General features: G+C 72.1%; 13 protein-coding genes and 1 riboswitch. Of the genes, 6 read left to right on the top strand and 7 right to left on the bottom strand.

Going from position 1 to position 14207, the window contains the following annotated elements:
- The first annotated feature begins 13 nt into the window (after window positions 1-13).
- Both ACP4E5_RS41100 and ACP4E5_RS41105 read left to right on the top strand, forming a co-directional pair.
- A complete protein-coding gene (locus ACP4E5_RS41100) occupies window positions 14-1291 on the top strand; it encodes an MFS transporter (protein ID WP_425838714.1) in 1278 nt (425 codons plus the stop codon).
- 57 nt (window positions 1292-1348) lie between these two features.
- On the top strand, window positions 1349-2281 hold the full coding sequence (locus ACP4E5_RS41105) for a dihydrodipicolinate synthase family protein (protein ID WP_425838716.1): 933 nt from the start codon (window positions 1349-1351) through the stop codon (window positions 2279-2281).
- A gap of 86 nt (window positions 2282-2367) precedes the next feature.
- On the opposite strand, the gene ACP4E5_RS41110 is transcribed toward ACP4E5_RS41105, so the two are convergent.
- The 4 genes from ACP4E5_RS41110 to ACP4E5_RS41125 form a co-directional block, all read right to left on the bottom strand.
- Window positions 2368-3465 carry a hypothetical protein gene (locus tag ACP4E5_RS41110; RefSeq protein WP_425838719.1) on the bottom strand — a complete coding sequence of 366 codons (1098 nt, stop codon included), beginning with the start codon at window positions 3463-3465 and terminating at the stop codon, window positions 2368-2370.
- Between the two features lie 156 nt (window positions 3466-3621).
- On the bottom strand, window positions 3622-4509 hold the full coding sequence (locus ACP4E5_RS41115) for a geranyl diphosphate 2-C-methyltransferase (protein WP_425838721.1): 888 nt from the start codon (window positions 4507-4509) through the stop codon (window positions 3622-3624).
- 16 nt (window positions 4510-4525) lie between these two features.
- Window positions 4526-5839, bottom strand: coding sequence for a family 2 encapsulin nanocompartment cargo protein terpene cyclase (locus tag ACP4E5_RS41120; protein WP_425838724.1), 1314 nt, complete (start codon window positions 5837-5839; stop codon window positions 4526-4528).
- A gap of 53 nt (window positions 5840-5892) precedes the next feature.
- Window positions 5893-7311 (bottom strand): family 2B encapsulin nanocompartment shell protein, encoded by a 1419-nt coding sequence (locus ACP4E5_RS41125; RefSeq protein WP_425838728.1) that lies wholly within the window; start codon window positions 7309-7311, stop codon window positions 5893-5895.
- A 437-nt stretch (window positions 7312-7748) separates the two neighbouring features.
- Window positions 7749-7843, top strand: a riboswitch (TPP riboswitch).
- Here ACP4E5_RS41125 and ACP4E5_RS41130 point away from each other — a divergent pair.
- The 4 genes from ACP4E5_RS41130 (at window position 7833) to thiD (ending at window position 11708) form a co-directional block, all read left to right on the top strand.
- Complete coding sequence (locus ACP4E5_RS41130) at window positions 7833-9233, top strand: purine-cytosine permease family protein (RefSeq protein WP_425838731.1); 1401 nt, start codon at window positions 7833-7835, stop codon at window positions 9231-9233. It overlaps the preceding riboswitch by 11 nt.
- Window positions 9234-9316: 83 nt before the next feature.
- A complete protein-coding gene (thiM, locus tag ACP4E5_RS41135; protein ID WP_425838734.1) occupies window positions 9317-10135 on the top strand; it encodes a hydroxyethylthiazole kinase in 819 nt (272 codons plus the stop codon).
- Window positions 10136-10212: 77 nt separating this feature from the next.
- Window positions 10213-10890, top strand: coding sequence for a thiamine phosphate synthase (gene thiE, locus ACP4E5_RS41140; RefSeq protein WP_425842041.1), 678 nt, complete (start codon window positions 10213-10215; stop codon window positions 10888-10890).
- On the top strand, window positions 10887-11708 hold the full coding sequence (gene thiD / locus ACP4E5_RS41145) for a bifunctional hydroxymethylpyrimidine kinase/phosphomethylpyrimidine kinase (protein ID WP_425838737.1): 822 nt from the start codon (window positions 10887-10889) through the stop codon (window positions 11706-11708). The genes thiE and thiD overlap by 4 nt, the downstream gene beginning before the upstream one ends.
- Here the strand turns inward: thiD and ACP4E5_RS41150 are convergent, their stop codons facing one another.
- The 3 genes from ACP4E5_RS41150 to ACP4E5_RS41160 form a co-directional block, all read right to left on the bottom strand.
- Complete coding sequence (locus ACP4E5_RS41150) at window positions 11709-12416, bottom strand: cupredoxin domain-containing protein (protein WP_425838740.1); 708 nt, start codon at window positions 12414-12416, stop codon at window positions 11709-11711.
- The gene (locus tag ACP4E5_RS41155; RefSeq protein ID WP_425838743.1) at window positions 12404-12952 is read right to left on the bottom strand and encodes a hypothetical protein; all 549 of its coding nucleotides are present in this window, start codon (window positions 12950-12952) and stop codon (window positions 12404-12406) included. The genes ACP4E5_RS41150 and ACP4E5_RS41155 overlap by 13 nt, the downstream gene beginning before the upstream one ends.
- A 131-nt stretch (window positions 12953-13083) precedes the next feature.
- A complete protein-coding gene (locus tag ACP4E5_RS41160; RefSeq protein WP_425838746.1) occupies window positions 13084-14181 on the bottom strand; it encodes a cupredoxin domain-containing protein in 1098 nt (365 codons plus the stop codon).
- Window positions 14182-14207 lie beyond the last annotated feature (26 nt).

Below are 14207 nucleotides of genomic sequence, written 5' to 3' on the forward strand. Positions count from 1 at the left end.
ACCATCCCTGACCGTGCCCACCACCACGGACGACGTCGCGCACAGCAGTCTGCGCAAGATCTCCTGGCGGCTGCTGCCGCTGCTGTGCGGGCTGTACGTCATCGCGTTCCTGGACCGGCAGAACATCAGCTTCGCGGCGCTGACCATGCAGTCCGAGTTCCGGATGTCGGCGACGGCGTTCACGCTCGGCCAGGTCGTCTTCTTCGTGGCCTACGCGCTGCTCGAAGTGCCCAGCAACCTCGCCCTGCACCGGTTCGGCGCGCGTCGCTGGATCGCCCGGATCATGTTCAGCTGGGGCGCCGTCACGATGCTCACGGCACTGGTGGACAGTCGATGGCAGTTCTACCTCGGCCGCTTCCTGTTGGGCGCGGCCGAGGCCGGCTTCTATCCGGGGGTTCTCTACTACCTGTCCAAGTGGTTCCCCTCGTCCCGGCGCACGGCGGCGATCGGGGTGTTCATGCTGGCCCAGCCGCTGGCGAACATCATCGGCAACCCCGCGCTCGGAGTGCTGGACGGCCTGGACGGCGCGGGCGGACTCCAGGGCTGGCAGTGGATCTTCGTGGTCACCGGGATACCGGCCCTCCTCGCGGTGCCGCTCGTGCTGCGCTGCCTGCCCGACTCGCCGGAGCGGGTCTCCTGGCTCCGGCCCGACGAAAAGGACTGGCTCTCAGGGCAGTTGGCGCTGGAGGCCGAGGCCGCCGGGCCGCAGTCGGCGCACCCGCTGGCCGCCCTGCGCGACCGCCGGGTTCTCGCGCTGGCCGGCTTCTACCTCTGCTTCACCCTGGCCACGTACGGGCTCGGCTTCTGGCTGCCGACGATCGTCAGCGGGTTCGGGCACCTGTCCGGCGGCGCGGTCGGGGTGATCTCCGCGGCCCCGTTCGTGGTGGTCGCCGCGAGCCTGGTGATCGTCCCGATGATGGCCCGGCGCCGCGGCACCCCGCTCGGCTGGATCGCGGCCCTGCTCGGACTCGCCGTCGCTGGATTCACGCTGACCGCCAGCGTCGACTCACCCCTCCTCCAGATGATCGGCGTCACCGCGGGAGCGGTGGGCAGTACCGCGTCACAGCCGATGGTGTGGACGACGATCCCGCGCTTCCTCGCGGGCGCGGCAGCCGCGGCCGCCATCGCCACCGTCAACGCCGTGGGCAACCTCGGCGGCGGCCTCGGCCCCATGGGCATCGGCGTCATCGTGGACCGTACGGGCTCCGCGGTGAGCGGACTGATCCTGCTGATCGGAGTCTGCTTCGTGGCCCTGCTGGCGACGCTGGGGCTGCGCCGCATCCTGCCCTGAGCCTCCGCCCGCGATGCGGGTCCCGAACCAACCGATCAACACAAGGAGTTGACCGTCATGAGCACACCGTCCCCGACCACTTCACTGACCGGTGTGGTTCCCGTCGTTCCCACCGTCTTTCACGCCGACGAGACCCTCGACCTGGACGGCACCGCCCGGGTGGCCGACTACCTGGTCGACAGCGGCGTCGACGGGATGTGCGTGCTGGCGAACTACTCCGAGCAGTTCTCACTGACCGACGACGAACGCGACCTCGTCGCCCGTACGGTCCTGGAGCGTGTCGCCGGGCGGGTTCCGGTCATCGTGACGACCAGCCACTACAGCACGCGCGTCACGGCCGAACGCAGCCGCCGCGCACAGCAGTTGGGCGCCGCGATGGTGATGGTCATGCCGCCGTTCTTCGGAGCCACCATGGCGGTGCCGAGGCCGGCGGTGGTCGACTTCTTCGCCGCGGTGGCCGACGCCGTCGACATCCCGATCATGGTGCAGGACGCGCCGCTCTCCACCACCCCGCTGCCGGTGGACCTCTTCTACGACCTGGTGACCCGGGTCCCGCAGGTGACCCACGCCAAGATCGAGGTGCCGGGCGCGGCGGACAAGCTGCGGACGCTGATATCCAAGCTCGGCGACGCCCTTCCCGGCCCGTTCGACGGAGAGGAGTCCATCACCCTCATCCCGGACCTCGACGCGGGAGCGGTCGGCACCATGTGCAGCGCGATGGTTCCCGGTGAACTCGGCCGGATCGTACGGCAGTACCGGGCCGGGGACCGGGCGGGTGCCAACGCCGCGTGGGAGGCCCTGATGCCACTGATCCACTTCGAGAACCGGCAGTGCGGGCTGCGCGCGCAGAAGATCCTGATGGCCGAGGGCGGGATCATCGGCTCCGAGCGCACCCGTGCCCCGTTCGGCCCGGTGTCCCCGGAGACCCGTGCGGGCCTCCTCGAACTGGCCCGCGCCCGCGACCCGTTCGTCCTGCGCTGGGCCCGCTGAACGGTGGAGTGACGGGTGCGGCCGCGACACGAGGAGTGCGCCGACCGCGCCCCGCCCGACACAGCGTCAGGCACGCCGACCCCGCCTCACGACCGCGTCGCGGTCCCGCACTTGTCGTCCCCCGCGCCGCTCATCCGCTCGTCCATCGCCGTGCTCCGGTCGTACGGGTCCACCACCGGGCCGTCGCCGGAGTCGCGGTCGTCGGTGAAGGACGGGGTGAGGTAGCCGGTGTACGTCTCGCAGCCGGCGTTGGTGGTGTTCACGCGGTTCGAGATGACCGAGAAGGTGCCCGGCTCCGTGAGCACCTTCGTCGGGTCGGGCCAGTTCATGACCACCTCGCGGCGGACGACGACGCGCGTGACCCGGTCGCTGCCCGACTCCGCGCTCATCACCGGGTACACGTACGTGACGTCGGTGGTGACCTCCAACGCCCCCTTCTCGCCCTCGCCGTAGGTGATGCGGCCACGCGTCTTGACGACGTCGCCGACCAGTCGCACCTTCGCCGTGTCGAAGCGGCTGAACAGCACCAGCGGGTTGTACTTCTCGCTCGGCGCGGTCAGCGACCTGTCCAGGAAGGAGCGTTCCTTCGGCTGGCGGGGGTTGATGAGGGCGATGGCCTCGGCGGGGTGTTCGCCGCGCAGCACCCCGGGGTCGAGGCTGGACGCGGTGAGGAAGTCCCGGGAGCGTTCGAGGGACCGGGCGACCTGCGCCTCGCTCATCCAGCCGGTGGCCCGGGCCGCGGGCAGGGTGATCCCGGCCGTCCCGGAGGCCCAGCGTGCGGCGGGCGAGCCCCTGAACGGCTCGTCCACCGTGGGGCGCGCGGCCGACCCGCCAGGCGGCGGCGCCGTGGGGCGGGCGGTCTCCGCGGCGAGCGGGGTCGCCTCGTCGGAGCCACCGCCGAACCGGTCCGTCACCAGCCCGGGGTCGAACGCCACCACAAGCAGGGCCAGCGCCGCCAGCAGGCCGAGCACGTACCGGCCCGTGCGGCGGCGCGGCCGGGGCGGCTGGTGCGAGCGCCACGGCTCGGGCCCGGCGCCCTCCTCCCGCAAGCGGCGCGTCACCATGCGGGCGCGCGCCGACGGCTCCTTGGGCGCGCCCCGTACGCCGTCCTCGGACTCCTGGAGGAAGCGCTCCCAATCCTCGTCGGACAGCGACGAACCGCTGTGATCCCCACCCGAATTCACTGCTGAACTCCCCTTGTGCCGTGCCGATTCTGGGGCGGCCGGTCCCTCCCCAGGGCCGGCCGCCGTCGGTGGATCATGGCACAAGTGCGCACGCCGGGCGACGCCGAAGGGGAGGGGCCGTTCCGGAACGGCCCCTCCCCGGTCGTCGGCTTACGGTCAGACGCGGTCCGCCGCGATCAGCACGTACTGGAACGAGCCGTCCCTGTACGAGTTGATGAACGCGTCCTCGATGCCCGTGACAAGCGACGACGTGGCCCGCAGCTCCCAGTAGGGGAGGGTGTCGGGGGTCAGGTCGATGACGGTCTGCGGCACCAGGCGGTTGTCGGCCATCGCGCGGAGGTACTCACGGCGCGAGTGGATGTTGCACTCGAAGTGCGCGTTGATCTGGGACACCCACTTCGAGGGCTGCCCGTACCGCGGGTTCCAGCAGCCGGTGATGGTCACATAGCGGCCACCGACCTCCAGGACGCGGGAGTGCTCGGCGAACAGGTCGTGCAGGTCGACGTACATGGTCGACTCGTTGTTCCACGACGCCGAGATCTGCCCGGTCTCGAACGGCATGTCCAGCATGTTGCACACGCGCGCCCTGACATGGTCCTGGATGCCGAGTTCCTCGGCCCGACCGTTCGCGAAGTCGGCCTGCTTGGCCGAGAGCGTGACCCCCTCGACCCTGCTTCCGAAGCGCTGGTGCGCCATCACCATCGAGCCGCCGCGGCCGCAGCCGGCGTCGACCAGGGTGTCGTCACGCCCGATGTCACCGAGGTGTCCGAGCAGGTACGCGGCCTGGGCCGACTCCAGGCGGTGCAGTTCCGCGATCAGCTTCTGCTCGCTCGCGTCCCCCGCTCCGTCACCGAGCGCGGTGTGGTCGACCGCGCCGATGCCGTAGTGGTGGTGGTACAGACCGTCGACATCGCCGAGCCGCAGATTGACCGGCCGGGCCTCGCCGTCCCAGTAGCGGGCGATGTCCCCCTGGTACGGCGTGGCCGGTTCAGGGATGTACGGGGAGGTGCCGGGGGCCGTGGCGGTGAGTTCGGTGCTGGTCACTGATGAGTCCTATCTCTTACCAGAAGTCGGGCAGGCTGTAGCGGTAGGTGTTGTTCTGGTGCCATTGGTGGTTGCCGTCGACCCACGCCGCGACGCCCCGCAGGAAGCGCTGGACGTTCGGGAGCGGGCAGGCGGCGGCCAGGGCCGCGGCCTCTGTCTCGAAGGCGTGCATGAGTTCGTTGTGGACCTCGACCGACTTGAGGTAGGCCTCCTTGTCGGACAGGTCCTCGCGTTCCGCGATCACGACCGGCAGGTTCAAGTGCCGCCCGGGAGCGTCGAGTTCCTTCGTGTACGAGTACAGGTCGTTGACGATGGTCGTCGCGTTCCCCGCGAGCGCGATGACCTTCTGCATGTCCGGTCGGGCGTGCAGGTCCGCCGGCAGTTCGTAGCCGCCGACGGTGTCGGTGATGGTCGGGCAGGGGCGGAAGTTGTTGAACTGGCGCATCGCCAGGTACTCCCACACCTCGGGTACGTGGTCGTGCTCGGACCAGGCGGCCTCGGCGAGGTAGCCCATGTGAAGGCGGGCCATGTCGTGCCGGTAGCGGTCGGCCTGCGAGGCGCTGCTCGCCTGGACGAAGTACTCCATGGCCGAGCGGTAGGCGCGCCGGGGTGCGTCCGCGTGCAGCGAGTCCGCCCACTGCGGCTCGTACTCCCGCGTCGTGTACAGCGGGTCGAGTGTGGTGTGCGCGAGCAGGAGCCGTGAGCCGAGGCCCACCGGCGAGCCCCCGTGGTCCTCGCAGTAGCAGTCGTCCAGCGCGTTCTCCGCCACCATCAGCCGGGTGGCGATCATGACGTGGTCGACGGTGGGTGCGTCGGGGTGGCAGCCGACCATGTAGCTGCCCACGGAGAATCCGTCGAACTCCTCCTCCCAGTCGTCGGGGTACAGGTCGACCTCGTCCAGCGCCCAGTCCTTGATCCTGCGGCTGACCTCCTCGACCCGTACGGGATCGGGGTCGGGCGCCGGGTGGTGGTACAGGCCGGGAACGGGCCGGCCCTTCGCGGCCGCGCCCGCCGCCGGTGCCGGGCCCGCCGGCGCGGGCGGCTCCTCCCGCAGGGTGAGGCGCAGGCCCGCCGTGCCAAGGCCGCTGGGCCCGCGCAGCAGCCGCTCCAAGTCGGCGCCCGCGGCCGGGACTTCGGGCGCCGGCACCTCGACCGCGGGAGCCTCGGCCGCGGGCGCCTCGGCGGCCGGCGACGGCACGCGGGGCGGGCCGCCTGTCACGGCGCCGATGTCACGGGCGCGCGCCGCGGCGTCGGCCAGGACCTGCGCCCCGAAGCGGGAGGCCGCCTCGGGCAGGCTCGACTGAGGAGGTGTCGGCTCAGGCGGGGGCATGCATGTCTCCTTGAGGGCTCCTCGGTGGGGTGGGTGACTTCGGTCCTGTCCCGCTACCTGCTGGGCCAGCGGCCGATCTGCACGTTCTCCAGCACACCGACCGCGTCCGGCACGAGGATCGCGGCGGAGTAGTAGGTGCTGACGAGGTACTTGGTGATGGCCTGCTCGTCGACGCCCATGAACCGGACCGAGAGCCCCGGTTCGTACTCGTCCGGCAGACCGGTCTGGTGCAGGCCGATGACGCCCTGGTTGTCCTGGCCGGTACGCATGCAGAGGATCGAGCTGGTCCGCTCCTTGGTGACCGGGATCTTGTTGCAGGGCAGGATCGGCACCCCGCGCCAGGCCGGCACCTGCTGGCCGCCGAGGTCGACGTGGTCGGGATACAGGCCACGCGCGTTGAACTCGCGCCCCATCGCCGCGATCGTGCGGGGGTGCGCCAGAAAGAACTTCGAGCCGCGGCGGCGGCAGAGCAGCTCGTCCAGGTCGTCCGGAGTGGGCGGGCCCGCGTGCGGCTGGAGGCGCTGCTTGAAGTCGGCGTTGTGGAGCAGGCCGAACTCCCGGTTGTTGACCAGCTCGTGCTCCTGACGCTCGCGCAACGCCTCGATGGTGAGCCGTAGTTGCTCCTTGGTCTGGTTCATCGGCTCGTTGTAGAGGTCGGCGACCCTGGTGTGGACCCGCAGGATCGTCTGGGCGGCCGAGAGCTCGTACTCGCGCGGTTTCGCCTCGTAGTCGACGAACGCGCCGGGCAGCTCGTGCTCGCCCACGTGCCCCGCGGACATCGGGATCTCCGCCTCGCCGCGGTGGTTCTGGCCCCGGCCCGCGAGCGACTTGAACTCCTCGACGTGCGCCTGGAGGGGCGGCGCCGCGGACAGCACGGCCGCGAAGTCGGCGCGCGACAGGGTGAGCAGGGTGCCCGCCGTCTCGGCGACCGCGGTCTGCTCCCAACGGGCGTCCTCGTCGAGCAGCGCGTTGTCCCCGAAGCGGTCGCCGTCGGCGAGCACGTCGAGCGCGACCTCGTCGCCGTAGCCGCCCTCGGAGAACTGGCTGATACGTCCGTGGGCGATGAGGTGGAGGCGGTCCGCGGGCGCCCCGCGCTCGACCAGCGTCTCGCCGGCCCGGAAGTCGCGCTGCTCGCACCGGTCGGCGAGGGCGGTCAGTACGTCGACGTCGTCGAAGCCGCGCAGCAGGGCCAGTTCACCGAGTTCGCGGGGGATCACGCGGACGTCGGAGCCGTCCTGGATGAACTCGATGGTTCCGTCGCCGACGGTGTAGGTCAGGCGGCGGTTGACCCGGTAGACGCCGCCCTTGGTCTCCACCCAGGGCAGCATGCGCAGCAGCCACCGCGAGGTGATCTCCTGCATCTGCGGGGCGGACTTGGTGGTGGTGGCGAGGTTGCGGGCGGCCGCCGTGCCGAGGCTGGTCTGCTTGGGCGGGGCCGCCGCGGTGTCCGGGGTGGTCGAGTCGACTGTCATCGGGTGAGCTCTCCTTGGTCGGGCGAAAGCCCGCATGCCGGTAACAACGGGTCGAAAGAAGGAAATGCGGAGAATTTGGAAGGAATGCGTCCAGGTCCAGCATCACCGTAAGGTCCGCCTCGGCCGCCGGGCCAAGCGAAGTCGGCGACATTCGCTCGATGCGATGATCAAGGCCGCGCGGTGTTTGCCGGGGACCGATGGATCTCGGCCGGTTTTCCCGGTGTGCCCGAGCGGGTGCCGGCCCCGAGGTCACGCGGTGGGTACGCGTCGTGGCGCCGCGAAACCGACGGATGTCGGCCAGCGGACACAGAGCTCCGCGTTGCCGTCCCTGTAGCGCGCGAGGTAGGGGCGGACACGACGGATGAGGTACGGGCGGACGCGACGGATCCGGAACCCGCCCGCGCGATCTCGCCCGCCGCCGCGTTACGCTGGCCGCCGTACCGGACACGGGGTGCCCCACCCGAGGGCTGAGATCACACCCGTCGAACCTGAACCAGTTCGTACTGGCGGAGGGATGTCTCATGCCTGTGGCGCATGTTTCCAGCGGCCTGCCTGCCGACCGCGAAGGCGGCGCCTTCGACGGGCGGATGCCCGCGGCACCCGGCGACCTCGGCATCGAGGGGCACGGCATCGAACCGGTCCCCGAGGGCAACCGCTACGGCGGCGCCGGACGCCTGTTCACCGTGTGGTTCGCCCCGAACCTGACCATGACCGGCGTCTTCACCGGCACCGTCGGCATCGCGCTCGGACTCGACTTCGCCACGGCGCTCGCCGCCGTCGTGCTCGGCACCCTGGTCGGCGCGGTGCCGACCGCGTACCTGGGGACGTGGGGGAGCAGGACCGGGGCGGGGCAACTGCCGCTGGCCGGGCTCGCGTTCGGGCGGGGCGTCGTGCTGCCGGGAGTGCTGCAATGGCTGTCGTCCATCGCGTGGGACGCGCTGATCGGCCTGTTCGGCGGTGACGCGCTGGCCCGGCTGTTCGGCTGGCCGTTCTGGGCCGGCGTCCTCGTCATGCTGCTCGCCCAGGGCCTGCTCGGCGTCTTCGGCTACGAGGCCATCCACCGGCTCCAGATCGTCATGACCTTCGTGCTCGGCGCCGCGTTCACACTGATCGCCTGGCGGCTGCTCGACGGCGTGCACCCGGCCGCCCACGGCTCCGTGCACGGGGCCGACCGCGCCGGCGCGTTCATCCTGACCAGCACAGTCGCGCTGAGCCTCAGCCTGTCCTGGGCGCCGTACGCCAGCGACTTCAGCCGCTACCTGCCCGCCGCTACCTCCCGTACCCGCATGTTCTGGTACACGCTGCTCGGCCTGCTGGTGTCCTTCGTGGCCGTGCAGGCGCTCGGGCTGTGGGGCGCCTCCGTGCTCACCGACCAGACGGCGGCGGGGGTCGACAAGATCCTCGGCGGGGGAGCGGTCGGCGCGTTCGGGCTGCTCGCCGTGGCGCTGGCCGCGCTGTGCAGCAACGCCATGAACGACTACAGCGGCTCGCTCGCCCTGCAGACCGTCGGAGTGCGCATCCCGCGCCCGCTGGCCGCCGCCCTCGCCGCAGCGCTCGGCTTCCCGCTCGTGCTGTGGATGCACGCGGCGGACACCACGGCACGCTTCCAGAACGTGCTGCTGTTCGTCGGCTACTGGATCCCCGGCTTCGTGGCCATCGTCCTCGTCGACTGGCGCGCGCGGGCCAGGCGGCGGGAGGGCGCACCGCTCGACCTCGCCGCCGAGCGCGAGCGGCGACAGCCCGCCTGGCCCGCCCTGCTGGCCTTCACCGCGGCCTTCGCGGCAGCGGTCCCGTTCATGGACACCAGCCTGTACGTGGGTCCGGTGGCCGACGCCCTGCACGGCGCGGACGTGTCGTACTACGTGGCGTTCCTCGTGGCCGCCGCCGTGTACGCGCCACTGCGGCTGCGACGACGCGGCTGACATCCCCACAAGAACCCAGTGACCCAGACCGCTGCGAACAAGCACGCAACGAACCACGGCACCCCCGTACTTGGAGCGACCCCATGCCCCACACCTCCACCGGCCACCCCGACCTCGTCGCCTTCGCGGCGCAGGCGCTCGGGCGCGTACAGCGCGAAGCACCGCTGGTGCAGTGCCTGACGAACGCGGTCGTCACCGGGTTCACCGCCAATGTCCTGCTCGCGGTGGGCGCCGCGCCCGCCATGGTCGACATCCCGGACGAGGCGGGACCCTTCGCCCGCGTGGCCTCGGGCGTACTGGTCAACCTCGGCACCCCGCGCGCCGAGCAGCGCTCCGCGATGCCCGAGGCGGCGCGGGCCGCCGCAGAGGCGGGCACGCCCTGGGTGCTCGACCCGGTGGCCGTCGGCGCGCTGCCCGTGCGCACGGCGCTCGCCGCCGACCTGCTCGCGCTGCGGCCGACGGTGATCCGCGGCAACGCCTCCGAGATCATCGCGCTCGCGGGCGCGGGCGGCGGCGGCCGGGGCGTGGACGCCTCCCACGGCGTCGACGACGCCGAGGACGCGGCGGCGGAACTCGCGCGCACGGCGGGTGGCGTGGTCGCCGTGTCCGGGCCCGTGGACTTCGTCACCGACGGCACGCGCGGCGCCCGGATCGCCAACGGGGACGCGCTGCTGACCCGCGTGACCGGCGGTGGGTGCGCGCTGGGCGCGGTGATGGCCGCGTTCGCCGCGGTGGACGAGGACCGGTTCGCGACGACCGTCGCCGCCACCACCGCGTACACGGTCGCCGCCGAGTCCGCGGCGCGCACCGCGTCCGGCCCCGGCAGCTTCGCCGTCGGCTTCCTGGACGCGCTCGCGGCGCTCACCCCGGAGGACCTCGCGAAGCGGGCGGACGTGTCATGACGGCACGTAGGACAGCAGATGGGACGGCACGCTCGACGGCGCGTCCTCAACCGACGGACGCTATAGCCGACTTGTCGGTGTATCTGGTCACCGACCCCGCCCAGTGCGCGGCCCGCGGCCGCACCGTGGCCGAGACCGTCGCGCAGGCCGTGGCCGGAGGCGTCACCGCCGTACAGGTCCGGGAGAAGCACGCGAGCGGAGGGGAGTTCCTGCGAACCGTCCTTGACGTCGCCGAGGTCCTGCCCGAGCACGTCGCGCTGATGGTCAACGATCGGGTCGACGTGTTCCTCGCCGCGCGGGCGAGCGGCGCACGCGTCACGGGCGTCCACGTGGGCCAGTCCGACCTGCCCGCGACCGCCGTACGTCAACTCATCGGCGACGACGCCGTGTTGGGCCTGAGCGCCGCCACCGCCCACGAGCTGCACGCCGCCGCGACGTCCACGGCCCGCGTCGACCACGTCGGCATCGGCGCCCTGCACGCCACCCGCACCAAGGCCGACGCCCCCGAGCCACTCGGCCGCGACGGCTTCGCCGCACTGGCCCGGCTGAGCGCGCTGCCCGCCGTGGCCATCGGCGGCGTCACCCCCGCGGACCTGCCGCACCTGCGGGCCGCGGGCGCGGCAGGAGCCGCCGTCGTGTCCGGCATCTGCGCCGCGGACGACCCCCGCGCCGCCGCCCGCTCCTACGCCGACGCCTGGTCGAGCGGCCCCCACCCACGTACCCGTCCCCTTGTCCGAAAGGACGTCTCCGCATGACCGAGACACCGCCCGCGCCCGCGCCGCCCCGCGTGCTGACCATCGCCGGATCCGACTCCGGCGGAGGCGCCGGGATCCAGGCCGACCTCAAGACCATGCTCGCCCTCGGGGCGCACGGCATGAGCGTGCTCACCGCCGTGACGGCACAGAACTCCCTTGGTGTGCAAGGCGCTTGGAGTCTCCCGCTGGAGGCCGTGCGCGCCCAGTACCGCAGCGTCGTCGACGACATCGGTGTGCAGGCGCTCAAGACGGGCATGCTCGCCGACCCCGACATGGTCGTCACGGTCGCCGAGCTGCTGGCCGAGGCACCGGCCCCCGTCGTCGTGGACCCCGTCAGTGTCTCCAAGCACGGCGACCGGCTGCTCGCCGACGACGCCATCGACGCCGTACGGGACCGGCTGCTGCCGGTGGCGACGGTGGTCACCCCCAACCTCGACGAGGTCGCCGAACTCACCGGCGTCGCCGTCGAGGCGGCCACCGCGGAAGCCGACATGCGGCGCGCCGCCGAGCGCCTCCTCGCGTACGGGCCCCGCTGGGTGCTCATCAAGGGCGGTCACCTGCCCGGCGAAGCCGTCGACCTGCTCACCGACGGCACGGACGAGCACTGGCTGCGCTCGCCGCGCCACGACAACGCCCATACCCACGGCACCGGCTGCACCCTCGCCTCGGCCGTCGCGGTCGGCCTCGCCCAGGGCCATGGTGTGCCGGAGGCGGTGCGACGGGCGAAGGAGTACGTCACCGGGGCCATCGCGGCGGGGTTCGCGCTGGGGGCCGGGATCGGCCCTGTCGATCACGGGTGGCGGTTCCGCGCGGTGTGATCACTTCCCTTCGGGGGTGTGCGCGGAGGAGGCCGCCGCCGAGCGGGAGCCGACCAGGAGCAGACACAGCACGGCGCACCCGGCGACGATCCCGGCGAGGACGAGCAGCGGATCGAGCGGGCGGGCGGCGCCGACGGCCTGGGTCGCGGGGGTCTGCTCCGCCTCCGCCGGCGCGGTGGGGGACGCGGGGCCCGATGGCGCGACGGCCGCGCTGCTGTGGTGGTCGGACGGTGTGGGCGTCGAGCTGGGCGTGGGGCTCGCGGTCGCCGTCCTGGTGGGTGCAGGGCTGTGCTGCTCGTGGGTGTGGGCGGCGGCCGGGGGCGGGGTGCTGGGGGCCGGTGCGCGGGTCGTCGCGGCGGCCTTGACGACGATTCCGCCGGTCATCCCGGGGTGCACCGTGCACACGTAGCCGTACGAGCCCGCCTTGGTGAAGGTGTAGGTCCAGGTGCCGCCCTTGTCGAGCATCGGTGAGTGGATCGCGGCCGGGCCCGACGTGGTCTTCACGTCGTGCGGCGCCGTGTCCTGGTTGACCCAGGTGACGCTGTCGCCGACGGGGATCGTGAGCGTACCGGGCCCGAACTTGTAGTTCGACATGAGGACTTGGTGGCCCGCGGCGTGTGCGGCGGGCACGGGGAGGAACACCACGGCGCCGGAGCTGAGCAGGGTGGCGAGCGCCAGGTGTGTGGCGCGGTGGGTCAGGCGGGGCATGTGAACTCCGCGGCGACGAGCAGACGCAGCTGGTCTGCGGGGCGGATGCGGGACAGGGCGAAGCCCGTGGTGCGGCGCAGGTGCCGGTAGGGGACGCGGGCGGTGCCGAGGACGAGGAGGCTGTCGTCGGTGCGGGAGACGACACGCAGGTGCAGCGTCGCGGGGACGCCGGGGACGGTCGGGTCGGCCGTGGCCAGTTCACCGTGGACGAGCAGCCGGGAGCCGTTCGCCGGCGGTTCGAGGGCCGTACTGACGAAGGAGAGTGCGTCGCCGCCCAGTGCGTCACCGGTGAGCTTGAGGGCCAGCACGCAGTCTTCGGGCGACGGTGCGACGGTGAGAGTCGCCTCGTCGGCGGTGACGCGGCGGCGCAGGGTGGCCAACGGGCCCAGAAGCGTGGTGAGTTCGACGATGCAGCGGTCGCCGGTCGCGGCGTACGCGCCGGGGCGCGGCAGCCAGGGGAGGCCGGGGTCCGTCCCGGGCGGGGCGGGCAGCGTCCGCGTGGGCGTGGCGGTGGGTGTACTCGTGTCTGTGCTCATGGCGGGTACCTCGGTCCACGAGGGAGGGGCATGGCATTGGGCAGGTGAGGAAGGGACAATGGCGGCGGTGGCGGGCCGGCCGACTGCGACTCGGCCGGCCCGCCATCACACGCCTCGCCGGCGACCTCGGTTCAGCAGGAGGTCGTGACGTAGTTCATCGACGGTGCGAGAAGGTGCTCGGCCCAGACCGTGTGCATCTTGACGTACGCGTCGGGGTTGAGGATGTCCGCGACCTGTTGGCCGAGGGACTCCTCGAGGTGGGCGGAGTTGACGTGCTGGAGCAGGACGCCGAGCGTGTCGTCGAGGGTGGCGCCGCCGCCTTCGACCGCGGGCGTGAGGATCGACTCGACCCAGACGGTGTGCATCTTGATGTAGCTGTCGAGCTTCAGCGCGTCCTGGACCTGCTGGCCGGGGGAAGCCTCCAGGTGCGCCTTGTTGAGGTGCTGGAGGATGGGCAGGAGAACCTGCTGAACGCTCTGGCACTGCTCGGCGTCACCGTCGCCACCACCGCTCGAACCGCCGGACGCGCCTCCGCTGGTGCCGCCCGTGGAGCCGCCCGACCCGTGGCCACCGGACGAGCCGCCCGACGAGCCGCCGGTCGAACCGCCGGTCGAGCCCCCACTGGTGCCGCCGGTGCCGCCGGTCGAGCCACCGGAGCCCGAGCCGCCCGAGCCGCCCGTGCTGCCCGAACCGCCCGTGTCGGAACCGCCCGTCCCGCCCCCGGAGTCGTCCGCCACCACCGTGATCGACCCGACCATGTCGGGGTGCACGGCACAGTAGTACTCGTACGTCCCCGGCTTCGTGAAGGTGTACGACCAGCTGTCGCCCTTCTCCATCGTGCCGGAGTCGAACTTCGCGGGGCCCTTGGTCGAGGTGACCGTGTGCGGAGCGGTGTCCTCATTGACCCACTCGACGGTCTCGCCGACCTTGACGGTCATCTTGGACTGCGCGAACTTCATGTCCGCGATCTTCATGGTGTGGTCGGGCGCGGCGGCAGCGGCAGGCGCCGCGGCGGGCTGCTGCGTCTGGGCCATCGAGTGGGCCTCGGCGGCCGGTTGGGCGTTGGCGGTGGCAGGGGCCGAGGCGCCATCGGCCGCCTGGAGGAGGCCGAGGCAGCCCACGGACGCCAGGGCGGCGCCGAGCCCGGCCGCGAGCAGCGCGCGATTGCCGCGCCGGGACGGCGGGCGCTGCCGCGTCAGGGTGTCGCGATCGGAAACGTCAGTAGTCATGAACGAACTTCTCCTCACAGATCCAT

Origin of the sequence: Streptomyces fractus, from assembly GCF_049844455.1 — a bacterium.
In the GTDB taxonomy this organism is placed as follows: Bacteria; Actinomycetota; Actinomycetes; order Streptomycetales; family Streptomycetaceae; genus Streptomyces; species Streptomyces fractus.

What these genes read in the sequence shown, in the direction of transcription:
- ACP4E5_RS41130 (WP_425838731.1), top strand. Translation starts at nt 7,833, where the DNA reads ATGCCTGTGGCGCATGTTTCCAGCGGCCTGCCTGCCGACCGCGAAGGC.
- ACP4E5_RS41120 (WP_425838724.1), bottom strand. Translation starts at nt 5,839, where the DNA reads ATGCCCCCGCCTGAGCCGACACCTCCTCAGTCGAGCCTGCCCGAGGCG.
- ACP4E5_RS41105 (WP_425838716.1), top strand. Translation starts at nt 1,349, where the DNA reads ATGAGCACACCGTCCCCGACCACTTCACTGACCGGTGTGGTTCCCGTC.
- ACP4E5_RS41125 (WP_425838728.1), bottom strand. Translation starts at nt 7,311, where the DNA reads ATGACAGTCGACTCGACCACCCCGGACACCGCGGCGGCCCCGCCCAAG.
- ACP4E5_RS41160 (WP_425838746.1), bottom strand. Translation starts at nt 14,181, where the DNA reads ATGACTACTGACGTTTCCGATCGCGACACCCTGACGCGGCAGCGCCCG.
- ACP4E5_RS41150 (WP_425838740.1), bottom strand. Translation starts at nt 12,416, where the DNA reads ATGCCCCGCCTGACCCACCGCGCCACACACCTGGCGCTCGCCACCCTG.
- thiD (WP_425838737.1), top strand. Translation starts at nt 10,887, where the DNA reads ATGACCGAGACACCGCCCGCGCCCGCGCCGCCCCGCGTGCTGACCATC.
- ACP4E5_RS41155 (WP_425838743.1), bottom strand. Translation starts at nt 12,952, where the DNA reads ATGAGCACAGACACGAGTACACCCACCGCCACGCCCACGCGGACGCTG.
- thiM (WP_425838734.1), top strand. Translation starts at nt 9,317, where the DNA reads ATGCCCCACACCTCCACCGGCCACCCCGACCTCGTCGCCTTCGCGGCG.